This is a genomic window from Mycobacterium sp. NGS56, from assembly GCF_059812425.1.
Window position 1 is genome coordinate 28,500 of record NZ_JCALCQ010000004.1, and the last position, 15,961, is coordinate 44,460.

Sequence of the window (15,961 nt, forward strand, 5' to 3'; positions counted from 1 at the left end):
AAGCTCATCGGACACGACTGCTGGCACGACGGATGTCGTAGGGCAGCGACGCGCCCGCGTCCAACTATTCCAGGCCCACCGAATTCCGTCGACGCTGGTACACCCGGCCCGGGGACCCGCCCGCCGAATCGTACTCGCGGTCAGTACTCGATGATCCTGGTCAGGAAGGGGGTCATGCCGGGTTTACGCACCGGGCTGACCGTAACCTTCCCGGCGCTGCCGGACGCCTCCAGCATCTGACCGTTGCCGAGGTACATGGTGACGTGCTGGCTGCCGTTCGGGCCGTAGAAGATCAGGTCGCCGCGCCTGGCCTGATCGGGCGGGATGTGGCGCCCGGCGTTGTATTGGTCACCGGAGAACCGTGGGATCAACACGCCGACGCCGGCGAACCCGTACCGCATCAGGCCCGAGCAGTCGAAGCCGGTGATGTTGGCGCCGTCGCCGACGCCCTTGCTCGGTCCTTCCAGCGAACCACCGCCCCAGGAATACGGCACTCCCATCTGGGAGCCCATCCGGCGGATCACGTACTCGATGGCCTGCCGGCCGTTCGCCCGCGGAATCTTGCCGCCCGGATTGCTGGGAGAGCTCGCCGCAGCGGGCGGATCGCCACCGAGGTTGATCCCGAGACCGCTCAGGAATTGTTTTCCCAGGTTCATCGTGGTCTGGGTGGCCTGGGCGGTGGCCTGCAGCGAGGCGTTGGCGACGGCGAGCGGGTCGCCGGGCGCGCCGGCACTGATCTGAGCGGGCAGGGTGGGGTCCCATTCGCCGGGGTCGGCCCCGGCAAGCGGAGCCGGCGGGACGGGAGAACACATCAGCCCGGTCACCACCGCGGTGATCCAGGCCAAGTTGATGAGGCGAAACCGATTGCGGCGCATGGCTTCTCGTACAGCACTCACTCGATCACCACTCGATGTATCGGACCACGTAGGGCGTCATGCCGCTGGTGCGCACCGGGGCGACACGGACCTTCAACCCGATATCGGGGGCCTCGAGCATCTGGCCGTCGCCGAGGTAGATCGTCACGTGCTGGCTGCCGCCGGGGCCGTAGAAGATCACGTCGCCGCGACGCATCTGGGAGGATGGGATCTTGCGGCCCAGGTTGTACTGCGAGCCCGAGTAGTGCGGCAGCTTGATGCCCACGCCGGCGAACGAATACAGCACCAGACCCGAACAGTCGAAGCCGGTGATGCCCGCGCCGGAGTCGATGCCATTACTCGGGCCGGCCGCGTTGCCGCCGCCCCATGAGTAGGGCACGCCGATCTGTGACATGCCGCGCCGAATTACGTATTCGGTGGCCTGCCGCCCGTAGACCCGGGGAATGCGCCCCCCCACCCCGCCGGGCGCCGCGTTGGTGATGCCGGTGTCATCGGGCTTGAGGATGCCCAACTGCTGCAGGAAGTTGCGGCCCAGACCGGCGGTGACCTGAGTCGAGGTGGCCGAGATGCCGAGGACCTGGTTGATCACCGCGATCGGGTCGCCGGGAACGTTGGCGCTCGGAATCATCGGCAGCGTGGGATCCCAGGCGCCGTCCCACTGACGCCCCCCGCCCGACGGCGCCGGGGCGCCCGGCGATCCGGTCTCCCACCGGTCACCCGACGCGGGCGCGCCGGGCCCGCCGGCACCTGCGGACCAAAGACGTGCGGCCTCGCGCTTGGCCGCCTCGAGCTTGACCTGAGCCCGATCTCGTTCGGCGGCAAGGCGAATGATGTCTTCGCGTTGCTGGTCGAACTTCTGCTTGGAGTTGGTCAGCGCCGCCACGGCGGCGTCCTGGCTGGCCTTGGCGTCGGCGGCGGCCTTGTCGGCGTTCTGCTTGGCCAGCCGCGCCGCCGACTCCTTGTTCAGCTTTTCGGCGCGGGCCTGCTGCAGCTTGGCCATCACGGTCTGCGAGCTCGTGGTCAGGTTCTTGACGGCGGCTTCGGTGGCGATGATGTCGTCGGGGCTGCTCGCGGTCAGGTAGCTGTTCGACGGACCATTCATATAGGTGGCCGCCGCGAACGTGTCGAAGCGGTGCTGCGCCCCGGCGATGGCGACGTTGGCGTCTTTGACCGACTGCTGGCTGGTCTCCAAGTCGTGTTGGGCGGTGGCGGCGTTATCCCGCGCGGTCTCGACGTCGACTAAAGCCTTGTTGACGCTTTCTTGTTCGGTCTGAATCTCGGCGCTCAGGGTCTGCAGCCGCTGGTTGGCTTTGGCGACGTCGGCGATGAGTGCGGCCAGGTTGTCGGCGGTGGGATCGGCTTCCGCGAGGCCGGGCGTCGCCATCAGCAGGGCCAGGCTCAACACCGAGGGGACGACGGGCCGCAGCAGCCTCGCGGCCGGTCGCGCAGGAGACCCGCAGCGTGTGCGTCTCATTCGACTCAGGTCTCCTACGGCTCAACACGACGGGTGGCGCCAGCCACAGATTCCCCGAAAGGCGCCAAAGACAACACCAGCATCATTTGCACCGTACGTCACACTAGTGGGCCTGCAAACGCTCCGCCGAAATCGCACTCTCTACGTGCGTTTAATGTGACCGAACGGTGACCTACCTGGTTTGCCGAGGGAGGTCGCGACGGTTCGTTGACGGAACCCGAAGAAGCGAATGTCTGTGGCTAGACGGGGGTATTGGGGTCGGCGACGGTGGCTGCCGTGGTGTCGTCCGATGTTGCTGAGCGCTTGCTACGCAACTGCAACAACCGGGTGCCGACGGCTGCAGCGAAGACAGCGATCAACAGGAAAATCGTCAGGCCGGTCCAGGGAAATTCGGGCGTGTCGAGCTCGTGCAGGAAATGCTGCGCGGAGACGACCGGGTTACCGGTCTTGGCGTTGTCCTCACCGGCCTCGAGGGTGACGCGGGGGAACTGCGTGCTGTAGCTGCCGACGTAGCTCGGGCTGAGCGTCAGCACCGTCGCGTCGTGATAGTCCGCACCGACGACCGTCGAGATGTCGCGCAGCGGGGTGTCGTTCGGGGGGTTGTGGTCGAGCAGCACGATCTTGAGGTTGATGCCCTCGGCATGCGCGTGGTTCACCACCTCGAGCAGGCCCGGCATTGCCGCCGGCGGCGCGCTGACCCCGGTCGCGGCGACCTGAGCCTTCACCATGGCCATGTCGACGTCCACCGGAATGTAAAGCGGCAGCACCGGGTGGGAGAACCCGGTGTCCTGCGGTGCAACGAACGAAGCGTGCCCGGTCATCTGCGCCTCCTGCGGTAGTGCTAGAGGCACCGTACGCGACTTCACCATCGAGGGTTTAAACCGGCGGCGGCGGCGACGAGACTGTCATCGGGAGTGCCGGCGTTATGCAGGACAAGCGTACTGTTAAAGTCGGCCTCATCGTTTGGACGACCCCGCCGACGCCGGCCCGTCGCGGTGGGAGAACTAAAGACTCTGGGAGTTGAAGTGACTGATTCCGTGAACTCGTTCGAAGCCCGCGACACCCTCGAGGTTGGCGACCGGAGTTACCAGATCTATCGTCTCGACGCCGTCCCGAATACCGAGAAACTGCCCTACAGCCTCAAGGTGCTGGCCGAGAACCTGTTGCGCAATGAGGACGGCAGCAACATCACCAAAGACCACATCGAGGCCATCGCGAACTGGGATCCCAAGGCGGAGCCCAGCGTTGAGATCCAGTACACGCCCGCCCGCGTGGTGATGCAGGACTTCACCGGTGTGCCGTGCATCGTGGACCTGGCTACCATGCGCGAGGCCATCGCCGACCTCGGCGGCAAGCCCGAGAAGGTCAACCCGCTGGCGCCCGCGGACTTGGTGATCGACCACTCGGTGATCGCCGACCTGTTCGGCACCGCCGACGCGTTCGAGCGCAACGTCGAGATCGAATACCAGCGCAACGGCGAGCGCTATCAGTTCCTGCGCTGGGGCCAGGGCGCTTTCCAGGACTTCAAGGTGGTGCCCCCGGGCACCGGCATCGTCCACCAGGTCAACATCGAGTACCTGGCCAGTGTGGTGATGGAACGCGACGGGGTTGCCTACCCCGACACCTGTGTGGGAACCGACTCGCACACCACGATGGTCAACGGCCTGGGCGTGCTGGGCTGGGGCGTCGGCGGTATCGAGGCCGAGGCCGCGATGCTGGGCCAGCCGGTGTCGATGCTGATCCCGCGGGTCGTCGGCTTCAAGCTGACCGGTGAGATCCAGGCAGGCGTCACGGCCACCGACGTCGTGCTGACCGTCACCGAGATGCTGCGCAAGCACGGCGTCGTCGGCAAGTTCGTCGAGTTCTACGGCAAGGGCGTGTCGGAAGTGCCGCTGGCCAACCGGGCCACGCTGGGTAACATGAGCCCCGAATTCGGTTCCACTGCAGCCATTTTCCCGATCGACGAAGAGACCATCTCCTACCTGAAGTTCACCGGCCGCACCGAGCGGCAACTGGCACTCGTGGAGGCCTACGCCAAAGAGCAGGGGCTGTGGCACGACCCCGACCACGAGCCCGCGTTCTCGGAGTACCTCGAACTCGACCTCTCCACGGTGGTGCCGTCGATCGCCGGACCCAAGCGTCCCCAGGACCGAATCGCCCTGTCGGCCGCCAAGTCCACCTTCCGCGAGCAGATCCTCGGCTACGTCGATGGTGACAAGCACGGCCAGCAGGGCTACTCGAAGCTCGACGAGTCGGTCGAGGAGACCTTCCCGGCCAGCGACCCCGGCGCGGTGTCGAACGGACATGCCGACGACGTTCCCGAAGTGCACTCGGCGGCCGCGCATGCCAAGGGTCGCCCGAGTAACCCCGTCACGGTGAAATCCGACGAGCGAGGCGAATTCGTCCTCGACCACGGGGCGGTGGTGATCGCCGCGGTCACGTCGTGCACCAACACCTCCAACCCCGAAGTGATGCTGGGCGCCGCGCTGTTGGCGCGCAACGCCGTCGAGAAGGGACTGACGTCAAAGCCCTGGGTGAAGACCACCATGGCGCCCGGCTCGCAGGTGGTCAACGACTACTACGACAAGGCCGGCCTGTGGCCGTATTTGCAGAAGCTCGGCTTCTACCTGGTCGGCTACGGGTGCACCACCTGCATCGGCAACTCCGGTCCGCTGCCCGACGAAATATCGAAGGCCATCAACGACAACGACCTGTCGGTGACGGCCGTGCTCTCGGGCAACCGGAACTTCGAGGGCCGCATCAACCCCGATGTCAAGATGAACTACCTGGCATCGCCGCCGCTGGTGGTCGCCTATGCGCTGGCCGGCACCATGGACTTCGACTTCGAGTCGCAGCCGCTGGGCAAAGATAAAGAAGGCAATGACGTCTTCCTGAAAGACATCTGGCCCTCGCAGAAGGACGTCTCCGACACCATCGCCTCGGCAATCAACTCCGAGATGTTCACCAAAAACTACGGCGACGTGTTCAAGGGCGATGAGCGGTGGCGCAACCTGCCCACCCCGAGCGGCAACACCTTTGAGTGGGACGCCGACTCGACGTACGTGCGTAAGCCGCCGTATTTCGAAGGCATGCCGGCCGAGCCCGAGCCGGTCGCCGACATCACCGGCGCCAGGGTGCTGGCGCTGCTGGGCGATTCGGTGACCACCGACCACATCTCCCCCGCCAGCAGCATCAAGCCGGGCACCCCGGCGGCGCAGTACCTCGACGAGCACGGCGTGGAGCGCAAGGACTACAACTCTTTTGGCTCCCGGCGCGGTAATCACGAGGTGATGATCCGCGGCACGTTCGCCAACATCAGGTTGCGCAACCTGCTGCTCGACGACGTATCCGGCGGCTACACCCGCGACTTCACCCAGGATGGCGCACCCCAGGCGTTCATCTATGACGCAGCGCAAAACTATGCGGCACAAGACATTCCGCTGGTAGTGCTGGGCGGCAAGGAGTACGGGTCGGGCTCGTCACGGGACTGGGCCGCCAAGGGAACGCGGCTGCTGGGCGTTCGCGCCGTGATCGCCGAGTCGTTCGAGCGGATTCACCGCTCCAACCTGATCGGCATGGGCGTGATCCCGTTGCAGTTCCCCGACGGGAAGTCGGCCAAGGATCTGGGGCTGGACGGCACCGAGGTGTTCGACATCACCGGGATCGAAGAGCTCAACAACGGCAAGACGCCGAAGACCGTGCACGTCAAGGCGAGCAAGGATTCCGGCGGGGACGCAGTCGAGTTCGATGCGGTGGTGCGCATCGACACCCCCGGTGAGGCCGACTACTACCGTAACGGCGGCATCCTGCAATACGTGCTGCGCAACATGCTCAAGTCCGGCTAGCCGCTACCCGAGTCCAGTCACCCGTGCCCAAGGTCAGCGAGGACCATCTGGCGGCTCGCCGCCGCCAGATCCTCGACGGCGCCCGCCGTTGCTTCGCCGAATACGGCTACGACAAAGCCACCGTGCGCCGATTGGAGAAGGCGATCGGGATGTCGCGCGGCGCCATCTTCCACCACTTCCGGGACAAGGATGCGCTGTTCTTCGCCCTCGCCCATGAGGACGCCGAGCGGATGGCCGACGTAGCTTCCCGCGCGGGACTCATCCAGGTGATGCGCGACATGCTGGCCGCGCCGGACCAGTTCGATTGGCTGGCCACCAGATTGGAGATCGCCCGCAAGCTGCGCAACGATCCCGCATTCAGCCAGGGCTGGGCGGAGCGCTCCGCCGAGCTGGCGGCGGCAACCACCGATCGGCTGCGCCGGCAGACCCAGGCACACCGGGTGCGCGACGACGTGCCCAGCGACGTGCTGCAATGCTATCTGGAATTGGTGCTCGACGGCCTGGTGGCCCGGTCGGCGTCGGGCGAGGACCCGCAGCGGTTATCCGCGGTTCTCGACCTGGTGGAGAATTCGGTGCGCCGCAACGATTCTGAGAAGCAAGCGTAACGCCACTGCGAACCAGGGGATGTGGTTCCGCAGTGTCGCTACGCCCGCGTGGTTTTGGCGGTCCGGTTGGGGCCGCCGCGGCTGCGCATCGTGGTGCCCGATTCCCGCAACAAACTATGAATGGACCCATACGACCTGCCGGTCTTGGCGACCAGGCTGCGAATACTGGCTCCGCCTTCGTAAGCGTGGCGCAGCTCGTTCAACAACTGGTCGCGTGTCTTGACCGACCTTTGCAGCGTTCTCTTCATGGCTCCTCCGACGCGGGACACGATCGCAAGCACCCAGAGTAAAAAGCCGCCGTCGACGGCGGGCCGATTTCGCCAAATCGCACGCGAAGTCGTGGCGATCGCGAGCGCGGCGCAGCCGGGCGAAGCGGGTCGCCGCCATCAATTCAGGCCAGCTCGATGAGATCCCGATACTCCTCGGACCAGAAGTCTTCGGTGCCGTCGGGCAAGAGAACGACGCGCTGTGGGTCGAGGGCCTCGGCGGCACCGGGGTCGTGCGTCACCAAGACCACCGCGCCCTGGTAGCTGCGCAGCGCGTCGAGCACCTGCTCGCGCGAGGCCGGGTCGAGGTTGTTCGTCGGCTCGTCGAGCAACAGCACGTTGGCGGCCGACGCCACCAAACCGGCCAGCGCCAGGCGGGTCTTCTCACCGCCGGACAGGGTGCCCGCCGGCTGGTCGAGTTGGGGCCCGCTGAACATGAATGCGCCCAGCAGACCGCGCAGATCCTGCTCACCCGAATCCGGCGCGGCGTGGCGGATGTTCTCCCACACGGTCGCATCGTTGTCGAGCGTGTCGTGTTCCTGAGCGAAGTAGCCGATCCGCAGGCCGTGCCCGGGCTCGAGTGCTCCGGTGTCGGGGGCCTCGGTGCCGGCCAGGATTCTCAGCAGGGTGGTCTTGCCGGCGCCGTTGAGGCCCAGCACCACCACCCGCGAGCCCCGGTCGATTGCCAGGTCGACACCGGTGAACACCTCCAGCGAGCCGTAGGACTTGCTCAGCCCGGTGGCCACCAGCGGCGTGCGCCCGCATGCGGCCGGGTTGGGGAACTTGATGCGGGCCACCTTGTCGGCCACCCGCTCGTCGTCGAGCACGGCCATCATCCGGTCGGCGCGGCGCAACATGTTTTGCGCGGCAACGGCTTTGGTGGCTTTCGCGCCGAGCTTGGCGGCCTGTGAGCGCAGCGCGGCGGCCTTGCGTTCGGCGTTCGCGCGCTCCCGGCGCCGGCGCTGCTCATCGGTGGCCCGCGCGTCGAGATACTTCTGCCACGTCATGTTGTAGACGTCGACCTCGCCGCGCACCGCATCCAGGAACCACACCCGGTTGACGACGTCGGCGAGCAGTTCGACGTTGTGACTGATGATCACCAGCCCACCGGTGTGCGCGCGCAGGAAATCCCGCAGCCAGCCGATGGAATCCGCGTCCAGGTGGTTGGTCGGCTCGTCGAGCAGCAGCGTGGTCGACGAACCCGACATCCCAGCGCCGCCTTCCGACGCCGCGAACAGGATGCGCGCCAGTTCCACCCGGCGGCGCTGCCCGCCGGACAGGGTGCGTAGCTGCTGCGTCAGCACCCGTTCCGGCAGGCCGAGACTCGCGCAGATGCGGCTCGCTTCGCTTTCCGCACCGTAACCGCCAAGGGCGACGAAACGCTCCTCCAGCTGTCCGTACCGGCGGATCGCGCGGTCGCGGGCGTCGTCGTCGGCGACCTCGGCCATCAACGCCTGCTGCTTTTCCAGATCGGTCAGCAAAACGTCGAGCCCGCGGGCCGACAAGACTCGGTCACGCGCCAGCACATCGAGATCGCCCTCTTTGGGATCCTGTGGGAGATAACCGATTTCGCCGCCACGGTTGATCGCCCCGGCATACGGTTCGGTCTCCCCCGCCAGGATGCGCAGGGTGGTCGTCTTACCGGCGCCGTTGCGGCCCACCAGCCCGATGCGATCGCCCGGCTGCACGCGCAGATCGGGGCCGTCCGGCGAGAGCAGGATGCGCGCGCCAGCGCGGACCTCGAGGTCCGTGGCCGTGATCACGATCGCTCTCCTTGGTTGAACAAAGGCTTATTGGTCGTCGGTGAACACCGGTGGTCGACGTTCTGCGCGCGCGGCAACCGCTTCTTCGAAGTTGGCGGTGAGCAGGCGGACGAAAAGCTGTCCCAAGCCTTCGGCTTGCATGTGCCCTTCCAGGCTACCGGCGTCCAGTCCACTCCACAGCGTGCGCTTGGTCAACTCGATGCCCGGCCGCGAGAAGGCCGCTATCCGCGCGGCGATGGCGTAGCAGGTGTCCAGCAGCTGCTCTTCGGGCACTTGGCAGGACACCAGCCCGATGCGCTCGGCCTCCTCCACGGTGACATCGCGACCGGTCAGCATGATCTCGAACGCACGCGACGAGCCGATGGCTCGCGGCAACAGGTAGGACAGGCCCAGCTCGCTGGCGGTCAGCCCGTTGTTGATGCCGGCGGCGCGAAAGTACGCGCTGGTCGAAGCCACCCGAATGTCGGCGGCCAGGGCCAGGCACAAGCCGCCGCCAATGGCGGGGCCGTTGACCGCGGCGATCACCGGTTGGTGCAACCGGCGCAGCGCCAGGATGACCTCGTCGAGGATCTCCATGGAGCGCAGCGCATAGGTGGGACGGGTCAGCCCCTCAACGTGGGGCACCGAGCCCGCGGACTTGTGATCGGCGCCGGAGGAAAAACCGCGACCCGCCCCGGTCAGCACCACCACCCGCACCGAATTGTCGTAGGTGACCTTTTCCAGGGCCTGTTTGAGCGGAACCATGACGTCGAACGCCATCGAGTTCATCCGCTCGGGCCGATTCAGTGTTATCAGAGCAACGCCGGGCCGCGGATGCTCTACCAGTACCAAACTCACCCATGCAACCTAGCGCGTAGCTAACCGTGCTTCCGCGCACAGCGCGCCCTTGAACGCCATTCGGCGTGCCGGGCCGCGGCGGCCCTAGACTTCTGACACGTCGAACGCCCGGACTTGCTGGACCAGATCCTCCAGCGCGGCCGGCGGCAGCGCTCCGGGCTGGTTGAACAGCAGTTTGCCCTTCTTGAAGGCCATCAGCGTGGGGATGGACCGGATCTGGGCGGCCGCGGCCAACTGTTGCTCGGCCTCCGTGTCCACTTTGGCGTGCACGATGTCGGGGTGCTTCTCCGCCGACGCCGCAAAAGTTGGGCCGAACTGGCGGCACGGACCGCACCAGGACGCCCAGAAGTCGACGAGCACGATGTCGTTGCCCTCGATGGTTTCGTTGAACTTCTCAGCCGTGAGATCAAGTGTTGTCACATTTGCTGTAACGCCCGGTGCCGACCCGGTGTTCCCCGATGCGCCTGGAGTTGGGCATACGGGCCACCGGCGCGCGGACAGCTACCGGCGCGCGGCGCCCTACCGGCCGTCGCTGGTTACGGTTGCGTACGTTTTCCCGCGTCGGACAGACTGAGCTGACGATCCGCCGCCTCGAGGACCAGTGAGGGAATCGCCTTGAGCCACTACATCGCTAACGTCCGTGATATCGAGTTCAACCTCTTCGAGGTGCTCGGTGTCGGCGCCGTCCTGGGCACCGGCGGCTACAGCGACCTCGACGAGGACACGGTCCGTACCATTTTGGCCGAAGCCGCGCGCCTTGCCGAAGGCCCGGTAGCCGAATCCTTCGCCTTCGCCGACCGCAATCCGCCGGTATTCGACCCGGCCGAGCACAAAATCACCGTGCCCGACGAGCTGGTCAAGACGGTGGCAGCGCTCAAGGAGGCCGGCTGGTGGCGGCTGGGCCTGGCCGAAGAGATCGGCGGCATGGCCGTCCCGCCCCCGCTAGCGTGGGCGGTCAACGAAATGCTGATCTGCGCCAACCCTTCAGCGAATTTCTTCAATCTGGGCCCGGTCATGTCTAACGCGTTGTACGTCGAGGGCAGCGAGCAGCAGCGGCAATGGGCCGCTCATGGCGTGGAGCGGGGCTGGGCGGCCACCATGGTGCTCACCGAACCCGACGCGGGCTCCGATGTCGGCGCCGGCCGCGCCAAGGCCATCGAACAACCCGACGGCACATGGCACATCGAGGGCGTCAAGCGCTTCATCTCGGGGGGCGACGTGGGTGATACCGCCGAGAACATCTTCCACCTGGTGCTCGCCCGTCCCGAGGGCGCCGGACCGGGCACCAAAGGCCTGAGCCTGTTCTACGTGCCCAACTTCCTGTTCGATCCGGACACCTTCGAACTCGGCCCCCGCAACGGGGTTTACGTGACGGGCGTGGAACACAAGATGGGCATCAAGTCCTCCCCCACCTGCGAATTGACTTTCGGCGCAACGGATGTGCCCGCCGTCGGTTACCTCGTCGGCGACGTGCACCGCGGCATCTCGCAGATGTTCACCATAATCGAGCACGCGCGCATGACGATCGGTGTCAAAGCTACCGGCACCCTGTCCACGGGTTACCTGAACGCACTGGCCTTCGCTAAGGAGCGCGTACAGGGCGCGGACATGACGCAGATGTCCGACAAGACCGCGCCGCGGGTGACCATCATCCATCACCCCGACGTGCGCCGCAGCCTGATGACCCAGAAGGCGTACGCCGAGGGCCTGCGGGCGCTCTACATGTACGCCGCGGCTCATCAGGATGACGTGGTTGCGCAACGGGTTTCGGGTGCCGATCACGACATGGCGCACCGGGTCGACGATCTGCTGCTGCCGATCGTCAAGGGGGTGAGCTCGGAGCGGGCCTACGAGGTGCTGACCGAGTCGCTGCAAACACTGGGCGGTTCGGGTTTCCTGACCGACTATCCGCTCGAGCAGTACATCCGCGATTCCAAGATCGATTCGCTCTACGAGGGCACCACCGCCATCCAGGCGCTCGACTTCTTCTTCCGCAAGATCGTGCGCGACCGGGGTGAGGCCCTGCAGTTCTTGACGACTCAGATCACGGCGACCATCGACAAATGCGACGAGGCGCTCAAGCCGATCGCCCAGCTGGTGCAGACCGCGTACGACGACGTGACGGCGATGACGGGTGCGTTGACCGGCTACCTGATGTCCGCGGCGCAGCAACCAGGCGAGATTTACAAGGTGGGCCTGGCATCGGTCCGCTTTCTGCTCGCGGTCGGCGATCTGCTGATCGGTTGGCGACTTTTGGCGCAGGCCGACGTCGCCACCCGCGCGCTGGCTGACGGCGCCGGGCGTGACGAAGCGTTCTACCGGGGCAAGATCGCGACCGCCGGGTTCTTCGCCAAGAACATGCTGCCGCAGCTGACCTCGTTGCGCGGCGTCATCGAGGCCATCGACGACGAAATCATGAACCTGGCCGAAGAGGCGTTCTGAGGGCCACAGGTTAGGCACAGGTTAAACGGGTAAACCATTGCGTTGGCTTTAAACCGACGAATGGAGAAACGTTGATGTCTGCCAGCTGCCAAGTTCCCCGGCTCGCGCGGCTAGCGGTGTGCGCCGTCGCGGGAGCCACCGCATTGTCCCTGACCGCATGCGGCTCTTCGAACAATTCCACCTCAACCTCCACATCCACCTCAACCTCGACGTCCACGGTTACGCCGACCACCACGTCGGCCACCCCTAACGCCGAAGCACGCGTCAGCGGTCTGATCGCCTCGGTGGCGGGCAACTCCATTCAGGTCACCAAGGAAGACAACGCAACCGCGTCGGTCAACTTCACCTCGACCACCAAGATCACCGAGGCCGTACCGGCCGGGCTGCCGGACGTCACCCCGGGCAGCTGCGTCAGCGTGAAGCCGACCGAGGGATCGGCACCCGGGCAGGTGGTCACTGCCGCGTCGGTGAAGATCAGCGAGTCCGTCAACGGTGCGTGCCCCAAACCGCCGCAGTCGGCACCCGGCGGTTCGACCACTACGCCGCCGTCCCTCCCGCCGTCGCAGGCGCCCGCGAAGCCGGCCTGGGTCCGGGGCTCGGTGGCGTCGGTGTCCGGTAACACCATCAATCTGACCAACACCGATCCCAGCGGCAACACCAAGCAAACGACCGTGACGGTCGATGACAAGACCAAATACAGCAAGCAGTCGTCGGCCAACACCGACGCGATCACGCCGGGCAAATGCCTGCTCGCGCGCGGAACTCAGGACAACAGCGGCGCGCTGCAGGCCACGAGCATCAAGCTACGACAGGCCGTTGACGGCAAATGCGGTAAGCCCAAGCAGCCCGGCCAGGGCGGCTGACCCGGCTCGGGCCGACTGAGATTGCCGCCCCGCCGGGGAGCGGCGTGAAACCGCACCGGCGGGGATGATTGCCGATGGCGGCGAACGTGTGATCGGAGATGAGATCTGTGCCTGCCTTATCGTTGAAAACCCGGCGGACGCAGATCGCGCTCGGCGCCGTCATCGCCTTCGTCGCGGTGTGGGTGGCCATGTGTGCCTCCTCGCACGACACATCCAACAACAGCGCGCCACCGGCAGTCACGGCTGCCCCGCCGAGCGCGGCGCCCAGCGCTGCCCCACCACCACCGCCCCCGCCACCCCCTCCGATCGGGAAGGACTACGTCGAGGGCATGGTGCAGTCGAATTCGAATGGCACGGTCGCGCTCCGCACGCGAACCGGGTCGGCGACGGTTGACTACACACCCCAGACCAGGGTCGTCGACGTCACCCCGGCGAAGCTGACCGATGTGACGCCCGGCAGTTGCGTCAACATCAAAGCCACCCCGCAGAGCGCGCCGCCTCCGGGTGCGATCACCGCCCAGGCGGTAACGGTCACCCAGTCCGCGGACGGCAAGTGCCCACCTCCGGCCGGGTTCTACGGCACGGTCGCCTCGGTCTCGGGCAACACCATCGCCGTCAACGGTTTGGGCCCCGGCGGCCCGGGCGCCTCCACCAACGTGACCGTCGCCGACTCGACCTCATACCAGCGGCAGACGCCGTCGGATACCCAGGCGATCACGAACGGTAAATGCATTGGGGCCCAAGGAACTCAGGATGGCGGCGTCCTGCACGCGGCGATGATCAGCGTGGAGACGTGCCCCCCGATGGGGCACCCACACCACCACCTGCATCTGCCCCATCTCCCGCACATCCACCTCTAGGCCACGCCGAAAGCCGCGGCCGCGCCACAGGCGTGGGAACCGAGCGGACTCAGACGGTGAAGCCGAGGGCGCGCAATTGCTCGCGGCCCTCCTCGGTGATCTTGTCCGGACCCCACGGCGGGTTCCACACCCAGTTGATCCGCAGGTCGTCGACCAAGCCTGCCCCCACCAACGCACTGCGCGACTGGTCTTCAATGACGTCGGTCAGCGGGCAGGCCGCCGACGTCAGCGTCATGTCGATGAGAGCAACGGTTCCGTCGTCGCCCGCCTCGACGTTCAGCCCGTAGACAAGCCCGAGATCGACGACGTTGATGCCGAGTTCGGGGTCTACGACGTCACGCATCGCTTCCTCGAGGTCGGCAAGGAATTCGTCATCCCGCGCGGTGGTGTCGCTCATCTGTATCCTCCTGAAGGTCCGCGTCCTGGCCCGAATAAGCTTTGGCCAAAGCATCTTTGAACGCCATCCACCCCAACAGGGCGCATTTCACCCGTGCTGGGTATTTGGCCACCCCGGCGAACGCAATCCCGTCGCCCAGCACGTCCTCGTCGCCCTCGATGGCGCCGCGGGAGGACACCATCTCGGTGAACGCTGCGATGGTCTTGAGCGCCTCGCCGACGCTTTGACCGATCACCTGCTGGGTGAGCACCGAGGTCGCCGCCTGGCTGATCGAGCAACCCTGCCCGTCATAGGACACGTCGGCAACCGTTTCACCGTCCTCGGACAGCGTGACCCGCAGCGTGACCTCGTCACCGCAGACCGGGTTGACATGGAACACCTCGGCGCCGAACGGCTCCCGCAGCCCGCGATGCTGCGGGTGCTTGTAGTGGTCCAGGATCACGTCCTGATACATCTGCTCGAGACGCAATGTCAGCCTCTCCCAAAGAAATCCAGAGCGCGGCGCACACCGGCAACCAGACGCTCCACCTCCTCGGAGGTGTTGTACACCGCGAATGAGGCCCGAGCGGTGGCCGCCACGCCGAACCGGCGGTGCAGCGGCATGGCGCAGTGGTGACCCACGCGCACCGCGACGCCCTCGTCGTCGAGCACCTGCCCGACGTCGTGCGCGTGCACGCCGTCGACCACGAAAGACACCGGCGAGGCGCGGTTCTCCATGGACGTCGGGCCGAGGATGCGCACGGCATCGATGCCGGATAGCCCGTCGATGGCCGCGGCGACCAGCTGGTGCTCGTGGGCCTGCACGGCCACCATGCCGATGGCGCTGAGGTAACGGGTGGCCGCGCCCAATCCGACTACCTGCGACGTCATCGGAGTGCCGGCCTCGAACCGCTGCGGCACCACCGCGTAGGTCGATGCCTCCATGGTCACGGCTTCGATCATCGAGCCGCCGGTCAAGAACGGCGGCAGGGCCGACAGCAGCTGACGGCGGCCATAAAGAACGCCGATGCCGTTGGGGGCCAGCATCTTATGTCCTGAGAAGGCCGCGAAGTCCACATCGAGCGCGTGGAAGTCGACCGGCTGATGCGGCACCGACTGGCAGGCGTCCAGCACGGTCAGCGCGCCCACCGCCCGCGCCCGACTGACCAGCTCGGCGACCGGCGCCACCGTGCCGGTCACGTTCGAATGATGGGTGAAGGCGACGACTTTGACGCGTTCGTCGAGCTCCAGTGAGTCGAGGTCGATGCGCCCGTCGTCCGTGACGCCGTACCAGCGCAGGGTCGCCCCGGTGCGCCGGGCGAGTTCCTGCCACGGAACCAGGTTGGCGTGGTGCTCGAGTTCGGTGGTGACGATGATGTCGCCCGGTCCGACAGCACGCTCGAAACGCTTGTCCCCCAGCACATACGACACCAGGTTGAGCGCTTCGGTGGCGTTCTTGGTGAACACCAGCTCGTCGCACTCGGCGCCCACGAACGCCGCGATGTCCGCCCGCCCCTGCTCGTAGGCGTCGGTGGCCTCCTCCATCAGCTGGTGCGCACCGCGGTGCACCGCGCCGTTGGAGGTGAGCAGGAATTCGCGCTCGGCGTCGAGTACCTGCAGCGGCCGCTGCGATGTCGCGCCGGAATCCAAATATGCCAGCGGATTTCCGCCGCGCATGACGCGCTTGAGGATCGGGAAATCGGCGCGGATGGCCGCGACATCCAGGGGTGAGACCGCCGCGGAGGATGTCGCCAT

15 protein-coding genes are annotated in these 15,961 nt (G+C 66.3%); 5 read left to right on the plus strand and 10 right to left on the minus strand.

Features of this window, described 5'->3' with window-relative positions; genetic code table 11:
- Positions 1 to 140: 140 nt before the first annotated feature.
- The 3 genes from ripB to AC5Y4F_RS12995 form a co-directional block, all read right to left on the minus strand.
- Positions 141 to 875 (minus strand): NlpC/P60 family peptidoglycan endopeptidase RipB, encoded by a 735-nt coding sequence (ripB, locus tag AC5Y4F_RS12985; RefSeq protein ID WP_067934962.1) that lies wholly within the window; start codon positions 873 to 875, stop codon positions 141 to 143.
- A 25-nt stretch (positions 876 to 900) separates the two neighbouring features.
- Positions 901 to 2,349: an NlpC/P60 family peptidoglycan endopeptidase RipA gene (ripA, locus tag AC5Y4F_RS12990; protein WP_499997145.1), complete on the minus strand. Its 1,449-nt coding sequence runs from the start codon at positions 2,347 to 2,349 to the stop codon at positions 901 to 903.
- Between the two features lie 239 nt (positions 2,350 to 2,588).
- Entirely contained in the window at positions 2,589 to 3,170 is a 582-nt protein-coding gene (locus AC5Y4F_RS12995; RefSeq protein ID WP_067934966.1) for an Rv1476 family membrane protein, read from the minus strand.
- A 204-nt stretch (positions 3,171 to 3,374) separates the two neighbouring features.
- Here AC5Y4F_RS12995 and AC5Y4F_RS13000 point away from each other — a divergent pair, with 204 nt between their 5' ends.
- Both AC5Y4F_RS13000 and AC5Y4F_RS13005 read left to right on the plus strand, forming a co-directional pair.
- Positions 3,375 to 6,194 (plus strand): aconitate hydratase, encoded by a 2,820-nt coding sequence (locus AC5Y4F_RS13000; protein WP_067934967.1) that lies wholly within the window; start codon positions 3,375 to 3,377, stop codon positions 6,192 to 6,194.
- 23 nt (positions 6,195 to 6,217) lie between these two features.
- On the plus strand, positions 6,218 to 6,799 hold the full coding sequence (locus AC5Y4F_RS13005; protein ID WP_067934969.1) for a TetR/AcrR family transcriptional regulator: 582 nt from the start codon (positions 6,218 to 6,220) through the stop codon (positions 6,797 to 6,799).
- A 38-nt stretch (positions 6,800 to 6,837) separates the two neighbouring features.
- On the opposite strand, the gene AC5Y4F_RS13010 is transcribed toward AC5Y4F_RS13005, so the two are convergent.
- The 4 genes from AC5Y4F_RS13010 to trxA form a co-directional block, all read right to left on the minus strand.
- Positions 6,838 to 7,035, minus strand: a complete 198-nt coding sequence (locus AC5Y4F_RS13010; protein WP_067934985.1) for a helix-turn-helix domain-containing protein — start codon at positions 7,033 to 7,035, stop codon at positions 6,838 to 6,840.
- A 155-nt stretch (positions 7,036 to 7,190) separates the two neighbouring features.
- Positions 7,191 to 8,828, minus strand: a complete 1,638-nt coding sequence (locus AC5Y4F_RS13015; RefSeq protein WP_499997150.1) for an ABC-F family ATP-binding cassette domain-containing protein — start codon at positions 8,826 to 8,828, stop codon at positions 7,191 to 7,193.
- A 27-nt stretch (positions 8,829 to 8,855) separates the two neighbouring features.
- A complete protein-coding gene (locus AC5Y4F_RS13020; RefSeq protein WP_499997154.1) occupies positions 8,856 to 9,665 on the minus strand; it encodes an enoyl-CoA hydratase in 810 nt (269 codons plus the stop codon).
- 84 nt (positions 9,666 to 9,749) lie between these two features.
- Positions 9,750 to 10,085 carry a thioredoxin gene (trxA, locus tag AC5Y4F_RS13025; RefSeq protein ID WP_067349114.1) on the minus strand — a complete coding sequence of 112 codons (336 nt, stop codon included), beginning with the start codon at positions 10,083 to 10,085 and terminating at the stop codon, positions 9,750 to 9,752.
- A 195-nt stretch (positions 10,086 to 10,280) separates the two neighbouring features.
- On the opposite strand from trxA, the gene AC5Y4F_RS13030 reads away from it, so the two are divergent.
- From AC5Y4F_RS13030 to AC5Y4F_RS13040, 3 genes are all read left to right on the plus strand, one after another.
- Positions 10,281 to 12,107 (plus strand): acyl-CoA dehydrogenase, encoded by a 1,827-nt coding sequence (locus tag AC5Y4F_RS13030; RefSeq protein ID WP_067934977.1) that lies wholly within the window; start codon positions 10,281 to 10,283, stop codon positions 12,105 to 12,107.
- A gap of 74 nt (positions 12,108 to 12,181) precedes the next feature.
- Entirely contained in the window at positions 12,182 to 12,970 is a 789-nt protein-coding gene (locus AC5Y4F_RS13035; protein WP_197520573.1) for a DUF5666 domain-containing protein, read from the plus strand.
- A gap of 98 nt (positions 12,971 to 13,068) precedes the next feature.
- The gene (locus AC5Y4F_RS13040) at positions 13,069 to 13,830 is read left to right on the plus strand and encodes a DUF5666 domain-containing protein (protein ID WP_499997156.1); all 762 of its coding nucleotides are present in this window, start codon (positions 13,069 to 13,071) and stop codon (positions 13,828 to 13,830) included.
- Positions 13,831 to 13,879: 49 nt separating this feature from the next.
- Here the strand turns inward: AC5Y4F_RS13040 and AC5Y4F_RS13045 are convergent, their stop codons facing one another.
- Genes AC5Y4F_RS13045 through AC5Y4F_RS13055 form a run of 3 tightly spaced genes read right to left on the minus strand, consistent with a single transcriptional unit; the run spans position 13,880 to position 15,961 of the window.
- Positions 13,880 to 14,227, minus strand: coding sequence for a metal-sulfur cluster assembly factor (locus tag AC5Y4F_RS13045; RefSeq protein WP_499997157.1), 348 nt, complete (start codon positions 14,225 to 14,227; stop codon positions 13,880 to 13,882).
- Positions 14,202 to 14,702 (minus strand): Fe-S cluster assembly sulfur transfer protein SufU, encoded by a 501-nt coding sequence (gene sufU / locus AC5Y4F_RS13050; protein ID WP_156750250.1) that lies wholly within the window; start codon positions 14,700 to 14,702, stop codon positions 14,202 to 14,204. The genes AC5Y4F_RS13045 and sufU overlap by 26 nt, the downstream gene beginning before the upstream one ends.
- Entirely contained in the window at positions 14,699 to 15,961 is a 1,263-nt protein-coding gene (locus tag AC5Y4F_RS13055; RefSeq protein ID WP_499997158.1) for a cysteine desulfurase, read from the minus strand. The genes sufU and AC5Y4F_RS13055 overlap by 4 nt, the downstream gene beginning before the upstream one ends.

What these genes read in the sequence shown, in the direction of transcription:
- ripB (WP_067934962.1), bottom strand. Translation starts at nt 875, where the DNA reads ATGCGCCGCAATCGGTTTCGCCTCATCAACTTGGCCTGGATCACCGCG.
- ripA (WP_499997145.1), bottom strand. Translation starts at nt 2,349, where the DNA reads ATGAGACGCACACGCTGCGGGTCTCCTGCGCGACCGGCCGCGAGGCTG.
- AC5Y4F_RS12995 (WP_067934966.1), bottom strand. Translation starts at nt 3,170, where the DNA reads ATGACCGGGCACGCTTCGTTCGTTGCACCGCAGGACACCGGGTTCTCC.
- AC5Y4F_RS13035 (WP_197520573.1), top strand. Translation starts at nt 12,182, where the DNA reads ATGTCTGCCAGCTGCCAAGTTCCCCGGCTCGCGCGGCTAGCGGTGTGC.
- AC5Y4F_RS13040 (WP_499997156.1), top strand. Translation starts at nt 13,069, where the DNA reads ATGAGATCTGTGCCTGCCTTATCGTTGAAAACCCGGCGGACGCAGATC.
- AC5Y4F_RS13045 (WP_499997157.1), bottom strand. Translation starts at nt 14,227, where the DNA reads ATGAGCGACACCACCGCGCGGGATGACGAATTCCTTGCCGACCTCGAG.
- AC5Y4F_RS13055 (WP_499997158.1), bottom strand. Translation starts at nt 15,961, where the DNA reads ATGGCGACATCCTCCGCGGCGGTCTCACCCCTGGATGTCGCGGCCATC.